Source organism: Micromonospora chokoriensis, from assembly GCF_900091505.1.
Taxonomy (GTDB): Bacteria; Actinomycetota; Actinomycetes; order Mycobacteriales; family Micromonosporaceae; genus Micromonospora; species Micromonospora chokoriensis.
Map to the genome: position 1 here is coordinate 2,927,888 of NZ_LT607409.1, position 22,127 is coordinate 2,950,014.

25 protein-coding genes are annotated in these 22,127 nt (G+C 71.5%); 16 read left to right on the forward strand and 9 right to left on the reverse strand.

Annotated elements, in window-relative coordinates; genetic code table 11:
• The first annotated feature begins 26 nt into the window (after positions 1–26).
• Positions 27–557 carry a hypothetical protein gene (locus GA0070612_RS13920; protein ID WP_088991489.1) on the forward strand — a complete coding sequence of 177 codons (531 nt, stop codon included), beginning with the start codon at positions 27–29 and terminating at the stop codon, positions 555–557.
• A 675-nt stretch (positions 558–1,232) separates the two neighbouring features.
• Here the strand turns inward: GA0070612_RS13920 and GA0070612_RS13925 are convergent.
• Complete coding sequence (locus GA0070612_RS13925) at positions 1,233–2,156, reverse strand: expansin EXLX1 family cellulose-binding protein (protein ID WP_088988275.1); 924 nt, start codon at positions 2,154–2,156, stop codon at positions 1,233–1,235.
• Between the two features lie 44 nt (positions 2,157–2,200).
• Positions 2,201–2,803 carry a TetR/AcrR family transcriptional regulator gene (locus GA0070612_RS13930; protein ID WP_088988276.1) on the reverse strand — a complete coding sequence of 201 codons (603 nt, stop codon included), beginning with the start codon at positions 2,801–2,803 and terminating at the stop codon, positions 2,201–2,203.
• A gap of 125 nt (positions 2,804–2,928) precedes the next feature.
• Between GA0070612_RS13930 and GA0070612_RS13935 the strand changes: the two genes are divergently transcribed.
• The 3 genes from GA0070612_RS13935 (at position 2,929) to GA0070612_RS13945 (ending at position 6,055) form a co-directional block, all read left to right on the forward strand.
• The gene (locus GA0070612_RS13935) at positions 2,929–3,753 is read left to right on the forward strand and encodes an SDR family NAD(P)-dependent oxidoreductase (RefSeq protein WP_088988277.1); all 825 of its coding nucleotides are present in this window, start codon (positions 2,929–2,931) and stop codon (positions 3,751–3,753) included.
• Positions 3,754–3,889: 136 nt separating this feature from the next.
• Positions 3,890–5,116, forward strand: coding sequence for an epoxide hydrolase family protein (locus GA0070612_RS13940; protein WP_088988278.1), 1,227 nt, complete (start codon positions 3,890–3,892; stop codon positions 5,114–5,116).
• The gene (locus GA0070612_RS13945) at positions 5,117–6,055 is read left to right on the forward strand and encodes a redoxin domain-containing protein (protein ID WP_088988279.1); all 939 of its coding nucleotides are present in this window, start codon (positions 5,117–5,119) and stop codon (positions 6,053–6,055) included.
• 12 nt (positions 6,056–6,067) lie between these two features.
• Here GA0070612_RS13945 and GA0070612_RS13950 read toward each other — a convergent pair whose 3' ends face one another.
• Positions 6,068–6,940 (reverse strand): transglutaminase domain-containing protein, encoded by an 873-nt coding sequence (locus tag GA0070612_RS13950; protein WP_088988280.1) that lies wholly within the window; start codon positions 6,938–6,940, stop codon positions 6,068–6,070.
• Positions 6,941–7,005: 65 nt separating this feature from the next.
• Here GA0070612_RS13950 and GA0070612_RS13955 point away from each other — a divergent pair, with 65 nt between their 5' ends.
• Positions 7,006–7,665 carry a GNAT family N-acetyltransferase gene (locus tag GA0070612_RS13955; RefSeq protein ID WP_088988281.1) on the forward strand — a complete coding sequence of 220 codons (660 nt, stop codon included), beginning with the start codon at positions 7,006–7,008 and terminating at the stop codon, positions 7,663–7,665.
• 88 nt (positions 7,666–7,753) lie between these two features.
• Here the strand turns inward: GA0070612_RS13955 and GA0070612_RS13960 are convergent, their stop codons facing one another.
• Both GA0070612_RS13960 and GA0070612_RS13965 read right to left on the reverse strand, forming a co-directional pair.
• Entirely contained in the window at positions 7,754–7,987 is a 234-nt protein-coding gene (locus tag GA0070612_RS13960) for a GrpB family protein (RefSeq protein ID WP_088988282.1), read from the reverse strand.
• 12 nt (positions 7,988–7,999) lie between these two features.
• The gene (locus GA0070612_RS13965) at positions 8,000–8,188 is read right to left on the reverse strand and encodes a hypothetical protein (RefSeq protein WP_088988283.1); all 189 of its coding nucleotides are present in this window, start codon (positions 8,186–8,188) and stop codon (positions 8,000–8,002) included.
• Positions 8,189–8,322: 134 nt separating this feature from the next.
• Here GA0070612_RS13965 and GA0070612_RS13970 point away from each other — a divergent pair, with 134 nt between their 5' ends.
• Genes GA0070612_RS13970 through GA0070612_RS13980 form a run of 3 tightly spaced genes read left to right on the forward strand, consistent with a single transcriptional unit; the run spans position 8,323 to position 10,492 of the window.
• A complete protein-coding gene (locus tag GA0070612_RS13970) occupies positions 8,323–9,195 on the forward strand; it encodes an AraC family transcriptional regulator (RefSeq protein ID WP_088988284.1) in 873 nt (290 codons plus the stop codon).
• 20 nt (positions 9,196–9,215) lie between these two features.
• Positions 9,216–9,548: a PadR family transcriptional regulator gene (locus GA0070612_RS13975; protein WP_088988285.1), complete on the forward strand. Its 333-nt coding sequence runs from the start codon at positions 9,216–9,218 to the stop codon at positions 9,546–9,548.
• On the forward strand, positions 9,542–10,492 hold the full coding sequence (locus GA0070612_RS13980; RefSeq protein ID WP_231924557.1) for a hypothetical protein: 951 nt from the start codon (positions 9,542–9,544) through the stop codon (positions 10,490–10,492). The genes GA0070612_RS13975 and GA0070612_RS13980 overlap by 7 nt, the downstream gene beginning before the upstream one ends.
• 3 nt (positions 10,493–10,495) lie before the next feature.
• Here GA0070612_RS13980 and GA0070612_RS13985 read toward each other — a convergent pair whose 3' ends face one another.
• Positions 10,496–10,993 carry an NUDIX hydrolase gene (locus GA0070612_RS13985; protein ID WP_088988286.1) on the reverse strand — a complete coding sequence of 166 codons (498 nt, stop codon included), beginning with the start codon at positions 10,991–10,993 and terminating at the stop codon, positions 10,496–10,498.
• 254 nt (positions 10,994–11,247) lie between these two features.
• On the opposite strand from GA0070612_RS13985, the gene GA0070612_RS13990 reads away from it, so the two are divergent.
• From GA0070612_RS13990 to npdG, 4 genes are all read left to right on the forward strand, one after another.
• Positions 11,248–11,451 carry a hypothetical protein gene (locus GA0070612_RS13990; RefSeq protein WP_088988287.1) on the forward strand — a complete coding sequence of 68 codons (204 nt, stop codon included), beginning with the start codon at positions 11,248–11,250 and terminating at the stop codon, positions 11,449–11,451.
• Positions 11,452–11,529: 78 nt separating this feature from the next.
• The gene (locus tag GA0070612_RS13995) at positions 11,530–12,411 is read left to right on the forward strand and encodes a histone (protein WP_088988288.1); all 882 of its coding nucleotides are present in this window, start codon (positions 11,530–11,532) and stop codon (positions 12,409–12,411) included.
• Between the two features lie 81 nt (positions 12,412–12,492).
• Positions 12,493–13,923 carry an RNB domain-containing ribonuclease gene (locus GA0070612_RS14000; RefSeq protein WP_088988289.1) on the forward strand — a complete coding sequence of 477 codons (1,431 nt, stop codon included), beginning with the start codon at positions 12,493–12,495 and terminating at the stop codon, positions 13,921–13,923.
• Between the two features lie 155 nt (positions 13,924–14,078).
• On the forward strand, positions 14,079–14,777 hold the full coding sequence (gene npdG / locus GA0070612_RS14005) for an NADPH-dependent F420 reductase (protein WP_088988290.1): 699 nt from the start codon (positions 14,079–14,081) through the stop codon (positions 14,775–14,777).
• Positions 14,778–14,894: 117 nt separating this feature from the next.
• On the opposite strand, the gene panB is transcribed toward npdG, so the two are convergent.
• Both panB and GA0070612_RS14015 read right to left on the reverse strand, forming a co-directional pair.
• Complete coding sequence (panB, locus tag GA0070612_RS14010; RefSeq protein WP_088988291.1) at positions 14,895–15,740, reverse strand: 3-methyl-2-oxobutanoate hydroxymethyltransferase; 846 nt, start codon at positions 15,738–15,740, stop codon at positions 14,895–14,897.
• Between the two features lie 210 nt (positions 15,741–15,950).
• Complete coding sequence (locus tag GA0070612_RS14015; RefSeq protein WP_088988292.1) at positions 15,951–17,708, reverse strand: NAD+ synthase; 1,758 nt, start codon at positions 17,706–17,708, stop codon at positions 15,951–15,953.
• A 262-nt stretch (positions 17,709–17,970) separates the two neighbouring features.
• Between GA0070612_RS14015 and glnA the strand changes: the two genes are divergently transcribed.
• The 4 genes from glnA (at position 17,971) to GA0070612_RS14035 (ending at position 21,202) form a co-directional block, all read left to right on the forward strand.
• The gene (glnA, locus tag GA0070612_RS14020; RefSeq protein WP_088988293.1) at positions 17,971–19,320 is read left to right on the forward strand and encodes a type I glutamate--ammonia ligase; all 1,350 of its coding nucleotides are present in this window, start codon (positions 17,971–17,973) and stop codon (positions 19,318–19,320) included.
• Between the two features lie 87 nt (positions 19,321–19,407).
• Positions 19,408–19,833, forward strand: coding sequence for a DUF350 domain-containing protein (locus tag GA0070612_RS14025; protein ID WP_088988294.1), 426 nt, complete (start codon positions 19,408–19,410; stop codon positions 19,831–19,833).
• Between the two features lie 135 nt (positions 19,834–19,968).
• Positions 19,969–20,661: a helix-turn-helix transcriptional regulator gene (locus GA0070612_RS14030; protein WP_088988295.1), complete on the forward strand. Its 693-nt coding sequence runs from the start codon at positions 19,969–19,971 to the stop codon at positions 20,659–20,661.
• A gap of 160 nt (positions 20,662–20,821) precedes the next feature.
• On the forward strand, positions 20,822–21,202 hold the full coding sequence (locus GA0070612_RS14035) for a VOC family protein (protein ID WP_088988296.1): 381 nt from the start codon (positions 20,822–20,824) through the stop codon (positions 21,200–21,202).
• A gap of 281 nt (positions 21,203–21,483) precedes the next feature.
• Here GA0070612_RS14035 and GA0070612_RS14040 read toward each other — a convergent pair whose 3' ends face one another.
• Positions 21,484–21,945, reverse strand: coding sequence for a hypothetical protein (locus tag GA0070612_RS14040; protein ID WP_088991491.1), 462 nt, complete (start codon positions 21,943–21,945; stop codon positions 21,484–21,486).
• Between the last annotated feature and the right edge of the window lie 182 nt (positions 21,946–22,127).

Sequence of the window (22,127 nt, forward strand, 5' to 3'; positions counted from 1 at the left end):
GCGACCGTCAGGGTGTGGCGACTCAGATGCTGATGAAGGCGCGGCGGATCAGCGCTTCGCTGATCGTTGCGATGCTCGTGCTGGCCGGCTCGAGCGCTTGCACCCCTGTGATCAAAGCCGTCACCGGCCTGACCGTGGACGCCGACGGTCGGCCCTTCGCGGTTCTGTCCTGGTGCGCGGACCGGCCACCAGGCAAGGTCATCCTCCTTGCCGAGAAACGCTCGGTCTCGCCCTCGCCGTCCGGCACGGCGGCCTCCAGGAGTTGGCCCTCCTGGCCGGGACGACGGTATGGCGTGCCGCGTGCCGCGACCTCGCCGACCGCGGTACGCCTGGAGGGGTTTCCACCTGATCCGGTCCCTGACCCGGACGATGTTTTCCGGATGTACGGAGTCGCCGATGACAACAGCTTCACCTCGCACGCGGTGACCTTCCGGTTCGCCGAGGTGGCAGACCTGCGGCCCGGATCTGTCCTGATCACCGAGGTCGTGGACAGCCTCGACGAGCAGCGGACCGTGTCCATGGAGGAGTTCGCGAGCCTCGCAAAGGACGAATGCTGACCAGTGGGCCGTGGCGCTCGACCGTCTCTGCACGGTGGTTGTCAGCTCGTCGTACCGACTTCGGCGTCGGCAGCGCATCGATCTGTCAGGAATGCTCCTTGTCTCGGACGCGACATTCATGTGACGGCTGGCTTCACCTATATAAGGATGTCGATTAGAGGAGCAACCTCGTGAGCGCACCTGGAGAGGAAGTCCTATGCAATTCCAAACGGGGATCAGGCAGTCGGCGGTCGTCGCCCTGGCCATCGCGACACTCCTGTTGGCGTCAGGCGCACCAGGTCACGCCGCCGAGCCGAACCGGTCCGTCGCTGCGGCTGCGGCGTCCTGTGCGGTGACACCGAAGTCTGGAATGGGCAACATCAACATCCGCACCGGTCCAGGCACGAACCACTCGACTGACGGGATTCTCCGCTCCGGTACGTGGGCCTCTTCGGCCTGCTCCAATGTCTCCGGTGGTTCCTACTCGGCCTGCGGTGGCGGTAACAAATGGATCGTCGTGCACCCCGATTGCCTGGGATGTTACGGGTACGTCGCCTACAGCTGCGTACGCCTGGTGCGCGACGTCTAGGTCCGCTCGAACCGGAACAGGCCGAGGGCGGCGGGCTTCGGCCCGCCGCCGACTCGCGGGCGCACGACGTGCGAGCCGTTACGAGCCGGAGTCCTCGGCGTGCCGGGTCAGCAGCGCGGGCCGCCGAGCGGGGCGGACCCGGCGAGCGCTTCGACGGTCGCCGTCGGCGCGGGCGAGGGCAGGGCAGGGTTCGGTGAGGACGGGGCCGAGGGCGAGGCCGGGGGAGACGGCGAGGGTGAACTGCTCGGCGTGGCGGGGCTGACGAGGGACACCGTGCTGCGCTGCACCTGCTTGGTGACCATCCGGATGCCGGTGGCGGTCGCCCGGTGCCCGTACACGTCGGTGACGGTGATGGTGTACGGCCCGGGGCCGAGCCCGCCCTCGATGGTCCAGTAGTTGTCGGTCTGACGGGCCGCCTTGCGGAAGCCGCCGCCGGTCCCCTTCGCCTCGACCGAGCGCAGCGGGTTGCCGTGGTTGCCGACCTGTACGGCGAACCACCACTGCGAGGCGCCGCCCTTGATCCGAAAGGTGAGGCCTCCGTCGAGCGGCGGGTCGAGTGCCGCCCGGTACGTCACGGACGCGATGCCCTGCGAACGGTCGGCGATGCGGGTGAACGCCTCGGTGGAGAGGTCGATCTTCGTCGGTCCGCAGCCGCCGCACTGGTCCATGACCATGACCCGGACCGTGCCCTTCGGGCCCGTCACGTCCAGGTAGCTGCCGCAGGCCGCTCCCTTGGAATACTGCGCCGAGCCAAGCGCCACGTAGAGCCGATCCGCCGGAGGGCCGGGGAACGAACAGTTGCCGCCGGAGCGGCCCGCGTCGTAGAAGCTGGCAGTTCCCTTGTGGACGGTGTTTCCCGACGGGGGCGCGGCGCAGGCCGGGGTGGCGCCGCCGCGTACGGCGAGGGTGATGCCGAGGGTGGCGGCCAGGGCGGTGAGGCCGGCGCCGACCAACCAGTGCCGGACCCGTCGACTGATCCGGGGTGTGCTGGCCGGGGTGTCGTTTACGGGTTCCGTGCCTGGTGCCGTCACGGCGCCTGATGTTGCCGCACCGGGCTACGGCAACGCAAAGGCGGTCACTCGCCGGGTCTACGGGGTCGCAGCCCGTCGAGGGCGGTGGTGACGACGCGGTCGGCGTACGCGGTGGTGAGCGGACCGCTGCGGTAGAGCCACCGGTTGAGCACCGGCCCCCAGATCAGGTCCACTGCCACGTCGAGGTCGACGTCGTCGGCGAGTTGCCCGGCCTGCTGGGCGCTGCGCAGACGTCGCCGTTTGGCCTCCCGCAGCGGCCCGTCCAACCGTTGGGCGTACGCGGCTGCCAGCTCGGGGTCGAGCGTGATCTCGGTGGCGAGCGCGCGCATCGGTTGCTCGTACCGTGGATCGTTCATCTCCTCGACGGTGGCGCGGAGCACCAGGCGCAGGTCCGCGGCCAGGTCGCCGGTGTCCGGCAGCGTCGGCGGCTCGCCCTCGGCGCCCTCGCTGAGCAGGAGGAAGGCGTCGAAGATGACAGCGCCCTTGGACGGCCACCAGCGGTAGATGGTCTGTTTGCCGACGCCGGCACGGGTGGCGATGCCCTCGATGCTGACCTTGGCGTACCCGACCTCTTGGAGCAGGTCGAAGGCCGCGGTGAGGATGGCGCGCCGCGACGTCTCGTTGCGGCGGGCCGTGTTGGGCGTCATGGGACGACACGATATCAGTAACGAGACGGACCGTCTCGTCTTGACGGCGGTGTCAGTGAACGCCTAACCTTCTGGCCATAGCGAGACGGACCGTCTCGTCTCGCAACAACCAAGGGGAGACCTTCATGCGTACCTGGTTCATCACCGGCGCCAGTCGGGGTCTGGGCCGTGCCTTCGCGACCGCCGCGCTCGACCGGGGCGACCAGGTGGTCGCCGCGTCCCGCAGCATCGCCCAGAGCGACTTCGACGAGCGGCACGCCGACCGACTGTTGGCCCTGCCGCTCGACGTGACCGACCGGGCGGCGGTCGTCGCCGCCGTGGACACCGCCGTCGCGCACTTCGGGCGGCTCGACATCGTCGTCAACAACGCCGGCACCATGTCCATGGGCATGGTGGAGGAGTTCACCGAGGCCGAGGCGCGCGACCAGTTCGAGGTGAACTTCTTCGGCGCGCTCTGGGTCGGTCAGGCCGTGCTGCCGCACCTGCGGGCCCAGCGGTCCGGCCACATCGTGCAGGTGTCCAGCATCGCCGCGCTGGGCGGTTTCCCGAGCACCGGCCTGTACAGCGCGAGCAAGTTCGCCCTGGAGGGCATGAGCGAGGCCCTGGCCATGGAGGCGGCGGCCTTCGACATCACGGTCAGCATCGTGCAGCCGGGCGGATACTGGACCGACCTCTACACCAGCATCGCCGCCACCACCCCGTTGGAGGCGTACGCGCCGCTGCGCGCCGAACTGGAACGACAGTGGGCGGAAGGGTCGATCGACAGCGAACCCCGGCTGGCCGCCGAGGCGTTGCTCCGACTCGTCGACAGCGACGACCCGCCGCTGCGACTCCTGCTCGGGAGCATGGTGTACGACCTGGCATTCGACATCTCCCGCCGACGGATGGACACCTGGGCGGGCTGGGAGCAGGTCAGTCGAGCCGCCGAGCAGGCGGTCGCAGCCCCCTGACCGCGATATCGCCACGGGCCTCGGGTGCGGCGTTCTAGGCTCCGAGATATGGCGGCGGCGTGCCCATTGTCGGAAATGGCGCACAGGCCCATGAATTCTCCTCGCAGGGCGCAAACCTAGACGGAGAGGAACCCGCATGGCTGTCAAAACCAAGACCCGTCCCGGCACGACCGAAATTCGGCCGTTCTCGGTCGACATTCCCCAGGCCGACCTCGACGACCTGAAAAGGCGTATCAAGGCGACCCGCTGGCCGGACAAGGAAACGGTGGACGACCAGTCGCAGGGCGTGCCACTCGGGACCATTCAGGCCGTCGCCCGTTATTGGGAAAAGGAGTACGACTGGCGCAAGGTCGAGGCGCGACTGAACGCCCTTCCGCAGTTCATGACGACCATCGACGGAGTGGACATCCATTTCATCCACGTGCGCTCCAAGCACGAGGACGCGCTGCCGCTCATCGTCACCCACGGCTGGCCCGGTTCGGTGATCGAGCAGATGAAAATCATCGAACCGCTCACCGATCCCACCGCCCACGGCGCGAGCGCGTCCGACGCCTTCCACCTGGTGATCCCGTCGCTGCCCGGGCACGGCTTCTCCGGCAAGCCGACCGAGTCGGGCTGGAGCCCGCAGAAGATCGCCACCGCCTGGACCGAGCTGATGAAGCGCCTCGGCTACTCGCGGTTCGTCGCACAGGGCGGCGACTGGGGCGCGGTCATCGTGGACCAGATGGGCCTCCAGGCGCCCCCGGAACTGCTCGGTATCCACACCAACATGCCCGGCGCGATCCCACCCGAGATCGACCTGCTGTTCCAGGGCGACACCACCGGCGCGAACAACGCCATGGGCTCACTGCCGTCCGGTCTCTCCGCCGACGAGATGCGGGCCGCCGAGGAAGCCAACTACGTGTGGAAGCACGTCGCGTACGCCCTGATGATGGCGACGCGTCCGCAGACGCTGACCGGGCTGGCGGACTCCCCGGTCGGCCTGGCGTCCTTCCTGCTCGACCACGACGCCAAGAGTCTCGCGCTGATCGCGCAGGTCTTCGACGGCGCCAAGGCGGGCCTGACCCGGGACGACATCCTGGACAACATCTCGCTCTACTGGTTGACCAACACCGCGGTCTCCGCGTCCCGTCTGTACGCGGAGAACAAGCTCTCGTTCTTCGCCGCCAAGGGCGTCAAGATCCCGGTCGCCGTGAGCGTCTTCCCCGACGAGCTGTACGAGGCGCCGCAGAGCTGGGCCGAGCAGGCGTACTCCAATCTCATCTACTACAACAAGCTCGACGTGGGCGGGCACTTCGCGGCCTGGGAACAGCCGAAGATCTTCTCCGAGGAGCTTCGGACCGCCTTCCGGTCGCTGCGGTAGATGGCCGTGCACCTGCCCCCGTTCACCGGGGCGGCCGGGTGGCTCAACACCGAGCCACTCGGCCCGGACGACCTGCGCGGACGCGTCGTCCTGGTGAACTTCTGGACGCTGACCTGCATCAACTGGCTACGCCAGGAGCCGTACGTGCGGGCCTGGTCGCAGGCGTACCGCGACGACGGGTTGGTCGTCGTCGGGGTGCACACCCCGGAGTTCTCGTTCGAGCACGACGTCGACCAGGTGCGCCGGGCGGTCACGGCGCGGTCGATCGACTACCCGGTCGCCGTCGACAACGACTACGCGATCTGGCAGGCCTTCGACAACCACTACTGGCCGGCGCTCTACTTCGTCGACCGCGACGGCGTCTTCCGTGACGAGCACTTCGGCGAGGGGCGCTACGCGCAGTCCGAGCGGAGCATCCAAGACCTGCTCGGCATCGAGCGGGATCCCGTACCCGTCGAAGGGGTCGGACCGGAGGCGGAGGCCGACTGGGACAACCTGCGCACGCCCGAGACGTACCTCGGTTTCCGCCGCGGCGAGCACTTCGCGTCGCCGGACGGCCCGACGCTCGACGAACGCCGCGCCTACCGGCTGCCGGAGCGTCTGGGCCTCAACCAGTGGGCGCTGGCGGGGGAGTGGACGATCGGGGCGGAGAGCGTCGTGGTCGGCCAGGCCGGCGGGAGCATCGCCTTCCGGTTCCACGCCCGGGACGCGCACCTCGTGCTGGGGCCGGCGGGACGCGCGATCCCGTTCCGGGTGCTCCTCGACGGGGAGGCTCCCGGCCCGTCGCACGGCGTCGACGTGGACGCCGACGGCAACGGGGTGCTCCAGGACGGTCGCCTCTACCAGCTCGTACGCCAGGACGACGCGGTCCGCGAGCGGACTCTGGAGATCACGTTCGGTGAGCCCGACGCGGCCGCGTACGCCTTCACCTTCGGATAGCGCGGGTGTCGCTCAGCGGCGCAGGTCGACCACGCTGACGCTGCCGACCGGCGAGATGCTCTCCACCGTGGTGCCGGGGCGGAGCCGGGCGTCGCCGGCGTACCGGTCGGCGAGGGCCTTCTCCGCTGCCTCGTCGCCGTCGTCGGCGGCCAGCAGCAACGCGGCGATCTCGTCCACGAGCGTGAGGTCGGCGGTGGCGAGGTCCTCGGTCATCGCGCCGAAGCCGTCCCAGAGCAGCAACTCGTCCTTCTGCCGATGGGCCAGTTCGATCAGGACGTAGTCGTGGATGAACCAGTCGCCTCGGACCGGCAGCTCCGGGCTCACCCCGTACCGGTCGGGATCGATCGTCCCGGCCCGGTACGCCGACCACACCCGCGCCGCCGAGTCGAAGAGCCCGGCCTTCGGGTCGATGTCGTAGCCGTCGAACCCCCAGTCGCCGGCCGGGTCGAGCTCCGGGTCGGCCCAGACCCACCGGCGGCCGTCCCAGTACTCCACCAGCACGTGGTCGTGGTGCCAGTCGGGTGCGAAGTACGAGGCGAAACCGACCCGGCTGCGGCTGGGGATGCCGTGCTGACGCAGCACCGCGACCGAGAGCAGTGTGTGGTCCCGGCAGCAGCCGGCCACCCGGTCCACGGCCGGACGCTCCGCAGCGAGCGGCAGCGGAAATCGGGACTGGTCGGTGTCGAGGATGCGGTCCACCCAGCGACAGTTGACCTCTTCGAGCCGGTCGGGGGGCAACTCGACCCCACCAGCGCGGTAGTGGACGATCACATTGCGGGCGGTCGCCGCCACCGAGGCGATGTCGGCCGGGACGGCGTCGAGCAGCGCGGCATGCCGACCGGGATCGCTGTACGGGGAGTGCTGCCGGTAGTCATCGATGTTCATGCGACGAGTCTGCCGTCCCGCGCCGGGGTCGGTGGGGCCGGTCGGCCTGCAATATCGTCAATCTCATGACGGCGCCCGAGATTGCCATCGCCACCCCGGCGGACCGCGAGACGGTGGTCGGTTGCCTGGTCGCCGCGTTCGTGAAGGATCCCGTCCTGCGGCACCTGTTCCCCGACGAGGCCACCTACCCGCGGTACGCCGCCGCCTTCTTCGGGCACCTCTTCGACAAGCGGGTGCACCGGTCGTCCGTCTGGACGCTCGGCGGCGGCGCGTCGGTCGCCCTCTGGGACCCGCCGGCCGGGCAACCGGCTGCCGGCGCGGCTCCCGTGCCGGCTCCCGGCGCGGCTCCCGTGCCGGCTCCCGTGCCGGCTGCCGGCGCGGCTCCCGTGCCGGCCGCCGCGCACGGGTCGCCGGAGGCGTCTCCCTACCCGGCCGACGTGCGGGCCCGGGTCGAGAGCTACGACGAGACGATGCACGCGGCCCTGCCGACGTACCCGTTCTGGTATCTCGGGGTGCTGGGCACCCACCCGGACAGCGCCGGACGCGGTTGGGGCCGGGCCGTCATGCGGGCCGGGCTGGATCGCGCCGCCGCCGACGGACTTCCGGCGATCCTGGAGACCAGCAACCCGGGCAACGTCGAGCTGTACCGCCGGGCCGGCTGGGAGGTGCTGGGCTCGCTGTCGGAGCCCGTACCCACCTGGATCATGCAGCAGCCACCCCGCTAGCGGGGCCGACGCCCGCCCCTTGCCGAGATCTTGGACAGTTTCCGTTAGCTCCTAACGGAAAGTGTCCAAGATCTACGTGTGCGCGCGGTCAGGCGGCGAAGATGCGCGCGTAGATCTCGTCGATGACGTCGTTCTTCGCCAGGCTGTAGTCGCGGGGGCGATGCGCGGTGTCCCGTGCGAGGCGTCGCTTCGTCGTGGCGTACCACTCCCGGTCTTCCGGATGCGAGCGCAGCCAGTCGCGGAACAGTCGGTGCCGGACGGGTTCCGGCGCACCCGGGGGACAGACGTTCAGGTTGACGTCCTCGGCCGGGCTGAGCAGCATCCGGTGCCCATGTCACCAGGGCTCCCGCAGGACGAGTCGGTAGCCGAGCCGTTCCAGGGCCGGAAGGTAACCCGACTCCTCGGCGGTGTCCTCGATGACCACGGACCCCCAGCTCCGGGGCAGCTCGCCGACCAGTCCGGCGTCCACCTGCTCCGGGGTGCCGTGGAAGCGCTGCACGACGTCCTGCGGATACTCGGCCACGTCAACCTCCTCGAAGAAGCAAAGTCCGCCAGGCTACGACAGGACGGTCGACCCGACCATTGCGGGCACCGGATGTCGGGTGCGGCAAGGGCCTCGCTGCCTAGCGTTACTGCTCGAAAGGGAAGGAGATCCTGGTGCTGGAGCGGCTCAACGAAGCCATGACGTACATCGAGCGGCACCTCGACCAGAAGATCGAGGTGGCGGAGCTGGCGCGGATCGCGCTGACGTCGGAGTACCACTTCCGTCGGTTGTTCTCCGCGCTGGCCGGGATGCCGTTGTCGGAGTACATCCGTCGCCGTCGGCTCACCGTCGCCGGGGCGGACGTGCTGGCGGGGGAGCGGACGTTGCTCGACGTCGCGGTGCACTACGGCTACGGGTCGACCGAGGCGTTCGCGCGGGCGTTCCAGGCCGTCCACGGCGTGGGGCCCGGAGAGGCTCGGCGTACGGGGGCGACGCTGCGCGCCCAGCCCCGGATGTCCTTCCGACTCACCGTCGAAGGGAGCGGCAGTATGGATTACCGAATCGTCGACAAGGACGCGTTCGCGCTGGTGGGGCGCAAGGCCCGGGTTCCGCTGGTGCACGAGGGGATGAACCCGGCGATCGTCGCGTTCATCAAGGGCATCGACAAGGAGACGACGGGGCGGATCGAGGCCCTCTCCGATCAGGAGCCGAAGGGCATCGTCAACGTCAGCGACAACCTCGCCGACAGTCGGGCCGAGGGCACCGAGCTGGACTACTGGCACGGCGTGGTGACCAGCGCCGTCCCGCCGCAGGACATGGACGCGTTGCCGGTGCAGGCGGGCACGTGGGCGGTGTTCACCACGTCGGGCGCGTTCCCGCAGGCGGTGCAGTACCTGTGGCGGGACGTGTTCACCCAGTGGTTTCCGTCCAACCCGTACCGCAGCCGACCGGGACCGGAGATCTCCCGGGTCCGGGTCTCCGCGGACGGCACCGAGGCGGACGCCGAGTTGTGGATTCCCGTCGAACGGGTACCGACCCCTATGTAGAGTTCCGATACAGTTGCCGGATGCGGATGACCATTCCGGTAGCCAAGGTGCTCGCGGCGCTGCTCGCCGAACCCGACGCGCAGCGCTACGGGCTGGACCTGATGCGGATGACCGACCTGCCCAGCGGCACCCTCTACCCGGTGCTGCACCGGCTCACCGAGGCCGGCTGGCTGGCCGCCGACTGGGAGGACATCGATCCCGTCGCGGCCGGTCGGCCGGCCCGCCGCTACTACCGGCTCACCGCCGTCGGGGTGACGCGGGCCCGGCAGGCGCTCGCCGACCTGCGCGCCGCGATCCCCGACAGCCGTCCATCGTGGGGCGGCACCGAGCCGACCGGAGCGCCGGCATGGTGAGCCGACGGGTCGCCGCGCTGCTGTTGGAGATGGCCGCCCGCCGCTGGCCCGTCGACGTCCGCGACGACCTGCGCCGCGAATGGGCCGCCGAGGTGCACGTGCTCGCCGAGAACGGCCGTCGGACGAAGATGCTCGGCTTCGCCGCGAGCCTCGCGGTGAGCCGGGCCGGCACCCCGGTGGTCGACCGCAGCGCCCTGCACCGGCGGGCCCGCCGCACGGCAGCCGCGCTACTGCTGTCCCCGATCGCCTGCGTCGGCATCGTGCTCGGCAGCGCCTACCTCCCGTTCCAGATCCCGATCTCGAACGGGGCGATCCGGGTGGAGAAGCCGATCTGGACGGCGCTCACCGTCGGGATGGCGACCCTGCTGGCGGTGTTCGTCAGCCGCTGGGCCCGGCACAACGCCCTCGACGGCCCGTTGCGGATCGCGCTCGGCGTGGTGCTCCCCATCGGTGCGGCGGCGGTCCCGCTCCTGTACGTCATCTACCCGGACGACCTGCCCCGTGCCGTACCCGGTCTGTTGCTGTGGCTGGCCGGCCTGACCCTCGCGCTCTGGGCCGCGGCGAGCCTCGCCGCCCGGCACCGCCCCCGCGCCGCCTGGGGGGTGGGCGTGCTCGGCGCGCTCGCGGCGACCGACCTCGCGGTGATCCGCGCCGTCGTCGACACCCTCCCGATGGGCAGCGGCGCCGGCCCGCTCAGCGGTGCCCTGCGACCGGACGACGTCGGTTGGCTCGCCGCGCCGCTGTGGCTCGTCGCCGCCTGGACAGGCTGGAGCGTCGGCGTGCCGCAGCACATCCCCTGGGAGGTCTTCCAGCTGATCGGCTACCAACTGCGGGTGGAGCCCCTGCTCTACCTGGCCTGCATGCCGTACGCCCTCGCGTACACCATCCGGGCGGCCCGGGCGGCCCCCGCCGAGCAGGTAGCCCTCGCGGCGACCCCGGTGTGAACCTCAGTCGGGTACGTCGTCCCAGGTGATGCCCGGCTCCAGGTAGCCGGCGACCGGGTTGTCGCGCAACGCGTACGCGAGGACCAGCAGGGCGTGCTTGTCCAACTCGGGCAACCGGTCCACCGGGAACCACCCGACGGCCAACGACTCGTCGTCGTTGACCCGGGCGGTGCCGGACACCAGCCGGCACAGGAAACCCAGGTTGAGGTATTCGCAGCGGTCCGCGTTGGGGTAGGTGTGCGGGTGCGAGACGGCGCTGGACAACCGCACCGGCGCGACCTCCAGACCCGTCTCCTCCCGCACCTCGCGGACCAGCGCCGCGGCCGGCTGTTCGCCCGGCTCGACGAAACCACTGATGACCGACCAGCGGCCGTCGTCGGCACGCTGACCGAGCAGCAGCTCCCCGGCGTCGTTGCGGACCACCGCGCTGACGCTGGGCAGCCAGAGCAGGTCGTGCCCGACATGCTTGCGCATGCCCACGATGTAGTCCGGTGTTCCCACCCGGCGATCATAGGCAGGAGCCCGCCGGTCGGCGCCGTCCCGTCACGCCACGTCGGGCTCCGCCACCGCCGAACGCCCATGCCGTACGCCGGAACTGGCCGTTCAGCCGACGACAGCCGGTGGGGAAAGTGTCCCCGCCTGCGCTTCTTTTGCTGTTCCGGCCCGACGAACGCCATGCATATCTACTGTGGAGAGGGTCGGCGACTTGTGCGATCCGGTGGCGGCCGACCGGATCGCGGTGCACAGTGATTCCCATGAGCGACAGCGGACGTGGTGGGCAGTTCTACTGGTGCACCCGGCATCACCGGGTCGAGACGGACGCCGACGTGTGTCCGGCGAAGCACGTACTCGGCCCGTACGACTCGGCGGCCGACGCGGAGAACGCCCTGCAACGAGTGCAGGAGCGGAACGAGGCGTGGGATGCCGAGGACGCTCGTTGGGCCGGGGAGGACAAATAGGCGGCGCGGGACGGCTCGCGCCGAGGCATTTCGTGCTCCGCGAGGACGCGAGAGCACGTCCCCAAGGAGGGAACCACGATGGCCGAAGCACAGCAGGCCACCACCCGCCCGGCTGCCCGACGGACCACCGCGAAGAAGACCGCCGCGGCGGAACGGAACACGGCGGCGAGCCGGACCACCCCCGTACGCAAGTCCACCGCCGGTGCGACGGCGGCGAAGGCCCCGGCGCGTAAGGCGGCCGGCGGCGCGGGGCGTGCCCCGGCCAAGAAGACCACCGCGGCGGCCAGGAAAGCCCCCGCGAAGAAGGCCACCACGACGGGCAGGACCACCACGACCAGCCGGGCCACGACGGCCAAGAAGGCCCCGGCGAAGAAGACCACCACCGCCGCGCGGAAGACCACGGGTACCGCGAAGAAGACCACCGCGGCGGCGAAGAAGACAGTGAGCGCCGCGAAGAAGACCACCACCTCGGCCGCGCGGAAGACCACCGCCGCGGCGAAGGCGCCGGCCCGCAAGGCCGCCACCGCGACGAGGGCAACGGCGCGCAAGACCGCCACCGCGGCGAAGGCGCCGGCGCGCAAGACCGCGACCGCGGCGAAGGCGCCGGCCCGGAAGACCGCGACGACGGTGTCCGCCGCCAAGAAGACGGTGGCGAAGAAGACGGCCGCGACGAAGGCAGCCGCCAAGAAGGCCCCGGCCAAGAAGGCCGCGTCCACCCGCCCCAGCGGTGGCGCCCGCAAGGCCCCGGCCAGGACGGCACCCGCCGCGAAGGTGACCGGCACCTCGTCGACCACCGCGCGCAAGGCCGCGGCGAAGAAGGCGCCGGCGAAGAGGACCACGACCACGGCGAAGGCCCCGGCCCGCAAGGTCACCGCCCGCAAGACGCCGGCCCGTCCGGTCGCCGCGCGCGCCACCGCCCCCAGGGGTACGCGCAGCACCGCCCGGAAGGCCACCGGCTGAGCGGGCCGCCCCGGCTCGCCGGGCGGACATCTCGGCCGGTCACCGGAAGCGGATCACCGGCGGCGCTGTCAGGATTGACCCGTGGTCATCCGACGCGTACTCGCGCCCCGCATCGACTTCGGCGCGCTGCGCCGCGAACTCGGCCTGCCCGAGGAGTTCCCGCCCGACGCCCAGCGTGAGGCGGACGAGGCGGCGAGCGTGCCGCCCCGTCCGCCCGTCGACCGCACCGACGTGCCGTTCGTCACCGTCGACCCGGCGACCTCGCGCGACCTGGACCAGGCGATGCACCTCGCCCGCCGCCCCGGCGGGGGCTACCGGGTCCGGTACGCGATCGCCGACGTCGCCGCCCACGTCCGGCCGGGCGGCGCGTTGGAGGCGGAGACCTGGCGGCGCGGGCAGACCATCTACCTGCCCGACGGCAACGTGCCGCTGCACCCCCACACGCTCAGCGAGGGCGCGGCCAGTCTCCTGCCCGACGACGACCGGGCGGCGGTGATCTGGACGATCGACCTGGACGCCGAGGGCGGCACGGTGGCGGTCGAGCTGGAACGCGCACTGGTCCGCAGCCGGGCCAAACTCGACTACACCGGGGTGCAGGCGGCAGCCGAGGCCGGTCGGCTACCCGACCCGATCGCGCTCCTGCCCGAGATCGGGGACCTGCTGACCGCGCGCGGGTTGCGGCGCGGCGCGATCAACCTGCCGCTGCCCGAGCAGGACCTGGAGCCCGACGGCGAGGGCTGGCAACTGGTGCTGCGCGCACCGGTGCCGATGGAGGAGCACAACGCCCAGATCTCCCTGCTGACCGGGATGGCCGCCGCCGACATCATGCTGGCCGGCCGGGTCGGGTTGCTGCGGACCATGCCGGCACCGAAGCCGGAGGCCGTGCAGCGGCTACGGGCCGCCGCCGCGCCGTTGGGCGTGCACTGGCCGGACGAGATGGGCCCCGGTCAGGTGATCGCCGGTCTGGACGCCTCCCAGCCGCGCGCCGCCGCGTTCATCGACCAGGCGGCCGAGCTGATGCGCGGGGCCGCGTACACCGCCTTCGACGGGACCGTGCCGGAGCAGCCGGAGCACGGCGGTGTGGCGGCGGCGTACGCCCACGTCACGGCGCCCTTGCGACGCCTCGCCGACCGGTACGCCACCGAGGTGTGCCTGGCGCTGCACGCCGGTCAGCCGGTGCCCGACTGGGCCCGCGCCGCGTTGCCCCGGCTGCCCGAGGTGATGGCGAGCACCGACCGGACCGCCTCGGCGGCTGCCCGGGGCGCCGTCGACCTGGCCGAGGCCGCCGTGCTGGAGCACCGGGTGGGCGAGACCTTCGACGCCGCCGTCCTCGACGTCGACGCCCCGCCCAACGGCCGGTCCCGGCCTCGACCGCCGGGCGGCACCGTGGCCCTGGACGCCCCTCCGGTACGTGCCCGCTGCCTCGGGCAACTGCCGCTCGGTGAACGGGTCCGGGTCCGCCTGGTCACCGCCGACCCGGCGGCCCGCACCGTCGTGTTCGAGCTGGCCTGACGCGGTGCCGGGCCGGCTTTACCGCGCTGGCCCGAGCGACCCGGGCGACGGCGGTCCGACGCGGTGCCGCACGGGGTTCTCCGCGTCGGCCGGACCGACCCGGGCGACGGCGGCCTGACGCGGTGCCGGGCCGGACGGTTTGCGAGGATGACCGCATGGCATACGACGCGAGCACGCTCCCCGACGTGTCCGGGCTGACAGTCGGCATCATCGGTGGCACCGGTGACCAGGGGCGGGGCCTCGCCTACCGGTTCGCACGGGCCGGGCAGACGGTGCTGATCGGTTCCCGCAACGCCGAGCGGGCCGCCGAGTCCGCCGCCGAGATCGCCGCGCTGCCCGGCGTACCGGCCGACGGCAGTGTCACCGGCGCGGCCAACGACGAGGTGGCCCGACGCAGCGACGTGGTGATCATCGCGGTGCCGTGGGACGGGCACGCCGCCACCGTCGCCGCCCTCGCCGAGCCGCTCGCGGGCAAGATCGTCGTCGACTGCGTGAACCCGCTGGGCTTCGACAAGCAGGGCCCGTACGCGCTGACCGTCGCCGAGGGCAGCGCCGTGCAGCAGGCCGCCGCGCTCCTGCCCGACTCCCGCGTCTGCGCGGCGTTCAACCACGTCAGCGCCCCGCTGCTGGCCGACCCCGAGGTCGACCGGATCGACCTGGACGTGCTGATCTGCACCGAGGACCGCGAACTGGTCGGCATCGTCGGTGCACTCGCGGCGCGGATTCCGGGGATGCGCGGCATCTACGCCGGCCGGCTGCGCAACGCCCATCAGGTCGAGGCGTTCACCGCCAACCTGATCGCCATCAACAAGCGCTACAAGGCGCACGCCGGCATCCGCGTCACCGACGTCTGACCGGGTTCCCGGTCCGACAATCGGCGTGATCCACTCGGGTTCGGTGACATCGCGGTGTCCCGGTGCCGGGGACACCCCGACATCGGCGAACCCGAGTGGATCACGCCGCTGTCGGCTCTAGAAGGTGTGCTCGGCGGCGGGGAACTCCCCACCCCGGACCTCGTCGGCGAACCGGCGGGTGGCGTCGGTGAGGGCGCCGGCCAGGTCCGCGTACCGCTTGACGAAGCGTGGCGTCTTCCCGGTGCGCAGGCCCGCCATGTCCTGCCATACCAGCACCTGCCCGTCGGTGTCCGGGCCCGCGCCGATGCCCACGGTCGGGATCGGCAGCTCGGTGGTGATCCGCTTGGCCACCTCGCCGGGCACCATCTCCAGCACCACGGCGAACGCGCCCGCCTCGGCCACCGCCCGGGCGTCGGCCAGCACCTCGTCGGCGGCGTCGCCCCGGCCCTGCACGCGGTAGCCACCCAGGGTGTGTTCGCTCTGCGGGGTGAAACCGATGTGCGCCATCACCGGGATGCCCGCGCCGACGATCGCGGCGATCTGCGCGGCGCAGCGACGGCCACCCTCCAGCTTCACCGCGTGGCAGCCGCCCTCCTTCATGAACCGCACGGCGGTGCGTAGCGCCTGGGCCGGCCCCTCCTCGTACGAGCCGAACGGCAGGTCACCCACGATCAGTGACTGCCGGGTCGCCCGCACCACGGCCCGTACCAGCGGAAGCAGCTCGTCGGCGGTGATCGGCAGGGTCGTCTCGTAGCCGAACACGTTGTTCGCGGCCGAGTCGCCGACCAGCAGCACCGGCACACCGGCCTGGTCGAAGATCGACGCCGTGTACTGGTCGTAGGAGGTGAGCATCGGCCACCGCTCACCGCGTTCCTTCGCGGCGATCAGGTCCCGGGTGCGGACCCGCCGGGTGGCCGGGCCGCCGTACAGCGCGGTCACCTCGTTCGGAGTGGACTCCACCATCTCTGTCTCCCTTCCTCGAGGCCGCGTGCGCGGTCCCCGGGTTCCGTCGCGATCGTCGCACCGCGAGACGGGGCGATGGCAGGGCCCAGTGCAAGATGTCACTCCACCGCGACGCGAGGCCACCGGCGACAGAGCCGCAAGGCCGTCGCGCGCGGCGCCGCGAGGCGGTGCCGGGCCGTGCCACCGACCCGACACCCCAGGGTGTACGCCTCAGCCGTGCTCGCGCCACCGGTTGGTGATCGGCAGGCGGCGGTCCCGACCGAACGCCTTCATCGAGATCTTCGTGCCCGGCGCGGACTGCCGTCGCTTGTACTCGGCGGTATCCACCAGCCGCAGCACCTTGTCCACCACCGCCGGGTCGTGACCCGACTCGACCAGCCCGTCACGGCCGAGGTCGCCGTCGACGTAGCCGATCAGGATCGGGTCCAGCACGTCGTACTCGGGCAGGCTGTCGCTGTCGAGCTGCCCCGGGCTCAGCTCGGCGCTCGGCGGCTTGCCGATCGAGTTCTCCGGGATCGGAGGGGTCTCGCCGCGCCGCGCCGCGTCCGTGTTGCGCCACTTCGCGAGTCGCCAGATGAGCGTCTTCCAGACGTCCTTCACCGGGTTGAAACCGCCCACCGAGTCGCCGTACAGGGTGGAGTAGCCGACCGCCAGCTCACTCTTGTTGCCGGTGGTCAGCACCAGGTGGCCCTCCTGGTTCGACAGCGCCATCAGGATCACGCCACGGACGCGGGCCTGCAGGTTCTCCACCGCCACACCGGCCAGCGACAGGTTGGCCAGGAAGCCGTCCACCATCGGCTGGATCGGCTCGATGCGGTAGTCCAGGCCGGTGCGCTTGGCCAGGTCCGCGGCGTCCTCCCGGGAGTGTTCGGAGGAGTGCTGGCTGGGCAGCGACACCCCGACCACCCGGTCCGGTCCGAGGGCGTCGACGGCCAACGCGGCCACCACCGCCGAGTCGATGCCGCCGGAGAGGCCGAGCACCACCGACGGGAACCGGTTCTTGTTGACGTAGTCGCGCAGACCGAGGACCAGCGCCTGCCACACCTCAGCCTCGTCGGCCACCGGCTCGATCAGACCTCCGGTGGCGGCCGGGCCGGTCGGTGCGGCCGGGATGCCGTCGATCGCGCTGCGCACGATGCGCATGCCGTCCGCGACGGACTCCCCGGTCGGCAGGTCGGTGGCGGTCGGCAGTTCGACGTCGTGCAGGAGCAGGTGCTCGACGAACTGGGGGGCCCGGGTGAGCAGGTCACCGTCCGCGGTGACGATCATCGAGTCGCCCTCGAACACCAGCTCGTCCTGGCCGCCGACCATGTTCACGTACGCGATGGCGGCGCCCGCCTCGGCGGCCCGGCGGCGCACCAGCGGCAACCGGACGTCGTCCTTGTTCAGCTCGTACGGCGAACCGTTGATGTTGACCACCAGGCCGACGCCCGCGCGCCGGGCGGCGGCGAACGGACCCCCGGCCTGCCACAGGTCCTCGCAGATGGTCAGCGCGACGTCCACGCCGCCGATCCGCACCACGGTCAGCGCGTCGCCGGAGACGAAGTAGCGGTCCTCGTCGAAGACGCCGTAGTTGGGCAGGTGGTGCTTGAAGTAGCGGGCGGCGACGGTGCCCCGGTGCAGCAGCGCGGCGGCGTTTCGGGCGCCCCGGCCCGGCTCGGCGTCGCCGCTGACCTGCGGTGGCCCGTCGGCGTCCAGGTAGCCGACCACGACCGGCACCTCACCGAGGCCGTCCGCGGCGAGGTCGGCCGCGAGCCGCTCCACGGCGGCCCGGGAAGCGGCCACGAAGGAACGCCGGAAGACCAGGTCCTCGACCGGGTAGCCGGTGAGCATCATCTCCGGGAAGAGCACCAACTGGGCACCGGCATCGGCGGCCTGGCGAGTCCAGCTGCGGACCAGGTCGGCGTTTCCGGCGAGGTCGCCGACGCTCGGATTGACCTGGGACAGGGCGAGACGCAGGGTGGGCATGTCCTCATCTTGCCCCAGCCTCCGCAGGTGTTTCCCACCCCTCGGACGAGATGGCCGCCACGCCACGGCGGGTGTGTCCGCCGCGCGGTGCGGCCCGGGCTGGGTGTTGCGGCGGGGGCGTACGTCCGTCGGGCGGGAGGTGAGGGGACGACCGGCGGCAGTTCGCGTAACGTCTGCGTAACCAGGCCCGGGAAGACTGGGCGATCAGGTCGGGTGCAGCCCGGCCAATGCGGACAAATGAGCGTCGCGAGGGGTTGGGGAAGTGGACCGTCAGCAGGAGTTCGTCCTCCGTACGCTGGAAGAGCGGGACATCCGGTTCGTCCGGCTGTGGTTCACCGACGTGCTGGGCACGCTGAAGAGCGTCTCGGTCGCGCCAGCGGAGTTGGAGGCGGCCTTCGAGGAGGGCATCGGCTTCGACGGTTCGGCGATCGAGGGCTTCGCCCGGGTCTTCGAATCGGACATGGTCGCCATGCCCGACCCGACCACCTTCCAGGTCTTCCCGTTCGAGGGCGGGGTCAGCGGCGAGAGCGCCCGGATGTTCTGCGACATCCTGCTCCCCGACGGTGGGCCGTCCTGGGCCGACCCCCGGCACGTGCTGCGCCGGGCGCTGTCCAAGGCCGCCGAGAAGGGCTTCACCTTCTACACCCACCCGGAGATCGAGTTCTTCCTGCTGGAGAACGGTCCGCAGGACGGCTCGGTGCCCACCCCCGTCGACACCGGCGGCTACTTCGAGCACACCACCCACGCCGTGGCCCGCGACTTCCGCCGCCAGGGCGTGCTGGCGTTGGAGCGCATCGGCATCTCGGTGGAGTTCAGCCACCACGAGGTCGCGCCCGGCCAGCAGGAGATCGACCTGCGCTACGCCGACGCGCTGACCACCGCCGACAACATCATGACCTTCCGGCACGTGGTGAAGGAGGTGGCACTCTCCACCGGAGTGCAGGCCAGCTTCATGCCGAAGCCCTTCACCGACCAGCCGGGCAGCGGGATGCACACCCACCTGTCGCTGTTCGAGGGGGAGCGCAACGCCTTCCACGACAGCGGCGACCCGATGAAGCTCTCCAAGGTGGCGAAGTCGTTCATCGCCGGCCTGCTGGTGCACGCCCGGGAGTACACGGCGGTCACCAACCAGTGGGTCAACTCGTACAAGCGGCTCTTCCCGCAGCACCTGCCGGACCGCATCACCGAGAGCCCGGCGTACGTCTGCTGGGGCCACCTGAACCGGTCCGCACTGGTCCGCGTGCCCGCGTACGGCAAGCCCAACTCGGCCCGGGTCGAGGTCCGCTCGCTGGACTCGGCGACCAACCCGTACCTCGCCTTCGCGGTGCTGCTCGGCGCCGGCCTGAAGGGCATCGAGGAGGGGTACGAGCTGCCGCCCGGTGCCGAGGACGACGTCTGGTCGCTGACCAGCGCGGAGCGGCGTGCGATGGGCTACGAGGCGTTGCCGGAGAACCTGGCCGAGGCGATCGACGTGATGGCCGAGTCCGAGCTGGTCGCCGAGGTGCTCGGCGAGCACGTCTTCGACTTCTTCCTGCGCAACAAGCGGGCCGAGTGGGAGCAGTACCGTCGCGAGGTCACCCCGTACGAGCGGCAGCGCTACCTGGCGCTGTAGCGGCGGGGCTGACGCGGTTGCGCCCTGCCGCTATCGTCTCGATCACCGCGCCGGTACCCCTCCGGGCGGAGAGTCGGGAGGCAGTCGGTGCTGGAGGATCTGCTCAGCGGTGCCTGGCAGAGCGTCGTGTTCGGGATCGTAGGCGTCGGGCTGATGGCGGCCGGGTTCGGGCTGGTCGACCTGCTGACCCCGGGCCGGCTGCGGGACCTGATCTGGGTCGACCGCAACGCCAACGCCGGGCTGTTGCTCGCCGCGAACCAGCTCGGCATCGCCGGGATCGTGTTCACCGCGATCCTGACCAGCTACAGCGACTTCGGCAAGGGGCTCGCCTCCACCGTGGTGTTCGGGCTGGTCGGGCTGGCCATCATGGCGCTGGCCTTCTTCGTGCTGGACCTGCTCACCCCGGGCAAGCTCGGCGAGGTCATCTGCTCGCCCGAGCCGCACCCGGCGGCCCGGGTCAGCGCCGCCACCCACTTCGGGGCCGCGCTGATCGTCTGCGCCTGCATCGCCTGACGACGCCGGCAGGGCGTCACGATCGTGGACGGTCTCCGGCAGCCGCTTTCCGTCAGCCGCTGACGGAAACCGTCCACGATCTCCGGCCGGTCGAGGCCCGCGCGGGCGTCGTACCCCGGCCGTAGGGTGCCGGGAATGAACCGCACGGACCGTCTCTACGCCCTGGTCGAGGAGCTGCGGGCGGTGTCACCGAGGCCGCGCAGCGCCCGCTGGTTGGCCGCGCGTTTCGAGGTGAGCAGCCGCACCATCGAACGGGACATCGGCGCTCTTCAGGAGGCCGGGGTGCCGATCTGGGCCGAGCCCGGGCGCACCGGCGGTTACGTGGTGGACCGCGCCCGTACCCTGCCGCCGGTCAACCTGACCGCCGCCGAGGCGGTCGCGATGGCCGTCGCGCTGCACCGGCTCGCCGGCACGCCGTTCGCCGGGCCGGGCGCCACCGCGCTGCGCAAACTGGTGGCGGTGTTGCCGCCGGCTGACGCCGTCGAGGCGCACCGTCTCGCCGGCCGCGTGCACCTGGTCGGCGACGGGCCGGCGACACCCGTCCCGGCCGTCGTCGCCGACGCGGTCGCCGCACGGCGGGTGCTCCGCATCAGGTACGCCGACCGCGACGGCACGGGCTCGCTGCGCGACGTCGAGCCGCTGGGCTACCTCGGCAACACCCGCCACTGGTATCTGGTGGCCTGGTGCCGGCTGCGCGACGAGCTGCGGTGCTTCCGTACCGACCGGATCCGCAGCGTCCAGGCGCTGCCCGACGTGGTGTCCCGCGAGTTCCGCCCGGACGATCTGGACATTCCCCGCGTACGGGTCCGCGCACTGAGCCTGGTCTGAGACGAGTCGGGGCGGCCCGTTGCGGGCGTGTCGGGTCCGGTGCCGGCGGAAACCCCGTCGGGTGATCGGGAAACACCGACAGGACGGTGTCGCGGACGGTCCGGAGACTGCTCCGAGACGACGGCCGCAGAGCCGGCACGGAAAGCCTTGGAGGCAGCAGATGTCCACGACCACGCCCATCACCTGGTTCGAGATCGGCACGGACCGACCGGAGGAGGCGGAGCGCTTCTACGGGGAGCTGTTCGGTTGGACCTTCGAGGAACAGGGAACGGCCGACGGCGGCTCCTACCGGGTGACCGGTGCCGGTGGCGGCACCGGAATCGGCGGAGCGATCCGGGCGACCGACGGGACGTCACCGAACTACGCGGTGTTCTACGCCGAGGTCACCGACGTGGCGGAGACCTGCCGGCAGGCCGAGGCGGCCGGCGGCAAGGTGCTGGTCGCCCCGCGTACGACGCCGGCCGGTCTCACCCTCGCCCACCTGCTCGATCCCGCCGGCAACCACCTCGGCGTGTTCGCGCCGCCGCCCGGCCGGAACTGACGCCACGCGCCCGGGCGGCCCGTCCTGAGGGCCTGCCCTGGAGGCGCACGGCGGTGATCGACTCGGTTTCGCCAAGACCGGGGTGTCCGAGTGTTGTCGACACCGCCGATTCCGTGAAACCGAGTCGATCAAGTCCCGGCCGACCCGGTGTGGCCGCGTCCGCCCGCCCGCCCGCGCCCGCCGGCGTGGCGTGATCGACACCAGAACGCCGATGTGGCGGTGTCCCGATGGGGGAACACCGCCACGTCGGCGGAATGGAGTGGATCACGGGTGCCGACGGGTCACTTGCCGGGCGTACCCGCCGGACCGCCGTGGTGGCCCCACCCGCGGTGGCCGCCGGCCCCGGGGAAGACACCGGCCTCGACGGCCTTGGTGATGGCGTCGGCCTGCTCCTGGGTGAGCTTGCCGTCCTTGACGGCCTGGTCCAGCCGTTCCTTGAGCGCGGCCTTGCGGTCCTCGCCGGAGGGGCGCTGCGGCCGATCGGCCGGCCGGTGCTGCTCGCGGACCTTCTCCAGGGCGGCGGTCACCTTGTCGGTGGGCACGCCCAGCTCCTTGGCGAGCGCCTCGGCGAACTCGCCCTGCCGGTCGGCCTTCGCGCCGGGGGCCGGGGCGCTGCTGGTGCTCGGTGCCGGGGTGGGGGTGTCCGCGGCGAACGCGATGGTCGGGGCCGCGATCCCCACGCCGAGGACGCCGGCGGTGGCCAGGCCGGCCAACAGGTGCTTCCTGCGGATGGTGCGGGACATGCTGTCCTCCAGAGGTTCGGTCATCCTGCGGTGTCGTCACCGAGAGTGACCGGGCAGCCTGGGTGGAAGCCGTGGTGATCCTGTCAGCGGGCTGATAATCGCGGCGGGTGGCGGACCAAACCGGTTGTGCTGGCGCTGACAGATCGGTCATGGTGGGCGATCCGTCCACGGAAGGACACCGC

What these genes read in the sequence shown, in the direction of transcription:
- GA0070612_RS13920 (WP_088991489.1), top strand. Translation starts at nt 27, where the DNA reads ATGCTGATGAAGGCGCGGCGGATCAGCGCTTCGCTGATCGTTGCGATG.
- GA0070612_RS13930 (WP_088988276.1), bottom strand. Translation starts at nt 2,803, where the DNA reads ATGACGCCCAACACGGCCCGCCGCAACGAGACGTCGCGGCGCGCCATC.
- GA0070612_RS13935 (WP_088988277.1), top strand. Translation starts at nt 2,929, where the DNA reads ATGCGTACCTGGTTCATCACCGGCGCCAGTCGGGGTCTGGGCCGTGCC.
- GA0070612_RS13940 (WP_088988278.1), top strand. Translation starts at nt 3,890, where the DNA reads ATGGCTGTCAAAACCAAGACCCGTCCCGGCACGACCGAAATTCGGCCG.
- GA0070612_RS13945 (WP_088988279.1), top strand. Translation starts at nt 5,117, where the DNA reads ATGGCCGTGCACCTGCCCCCGTTCACCGGGGCGGCCGGGTGGCTCAAC.
- GA0070612_RS13950 (WP_088988280.1), bottom strand. Translation starts at nt 6,940, where the DNA reads ATGAACATCGATGACTACCGGCAGCACTCCCCGTACAGCGATCCCGGT.
- GA0070612_RS13955 (WP_088988281.1), top strand. Translation starts at nt 7,006, where the DNA reads ATGACGGCGCCCGAGATTGCCATCGCCACCCCGGCGGACCGCGAGACG.
- GA0070612_RS13960 (WP_088988282.1), bottom strand. Translation starts at nt 7,987, where the DNA reads ATGCTGCTCAGCCCGGCCGAGGACGTCAACCTGAACGTCTGTCCCCCG.
- GA0070612_RS13975 (WP_088988285.1), top strand. Translation starts at nt 9,216, where the DNA reads ATGCGGATGACCATTCCGGTAGCCAAGGTGCTCGCGGCGCTGCTCGCC.
- GA0070612_RS13980 (WP_231924557.1), top strand. Translation starts at nt 9,542, where the DNA reads ATGGTGAGCCGACGGGTCGCCGCGCTGCTGTTGGAGATGGCCGCCCGC.
- GA0070612_RS13990 (WP_088988287.1), top strand. Translation starts at nt 11,248, where the DNA reads ATGAGCGACAGCGGACGTGGTGGGCAGTTCTACTGGTGCACCCGGCAT.
- GA0070612_RS13995 (WP_088988288.1), top strand. Translation starts at nt 11,530, where the DNA reads ATGGCCGAAGCACAGCAGGCCACCACCCGCCCGGCTGCCCGACGGACC.
- npdG (WP_088988290.1), top strand. Translation starts at nt 14,079, where the DNA reads ATGGCATACGACGCGAGCACGCTCCCCGACGTGTCCGGGCTGACAGTC.
- panB (WP_088988291.1), bottom strand. Translation starts at nt 15,740, where the DNA reads ATGGTGGAGTCCACTCCGAACGAGGTGACCGCGCTGTACGGCGGCCCG.
- GA0070612_RS14015 (WP_088988292.1), bottom strand. Translation starts at nt 17,708, where the DNA reads ATGCCCACCCTGCGTCTCGCCCTGTCCCAGGTCAATCCGAGCGTCGGC.
- GA0070612_RS14030 (WP_088988295.1), top strand. Translation starts at nt 19,969, where the DNA reads ATGAACCGCACGGACCGTCTCTACGCCCTGGTCGAGGAGCTGCGGGCG.
- GA0070612_RS14035 (WP_088988296.1), top strand. Translation starts at nt 20,822, where the DNA reads ATGTCCACGACCACGCCCATCACCTGGTTCGAGATCGGCACGGACCGA.
- GA0070612_RS14040 (WP_088991491.1), bottom strand. Translation starts at nt 21,945, where the DNA reads ATGTCCCGCACCATCCGCAGGAAGCACCTGTTGGCCGGCCTGGCCACC.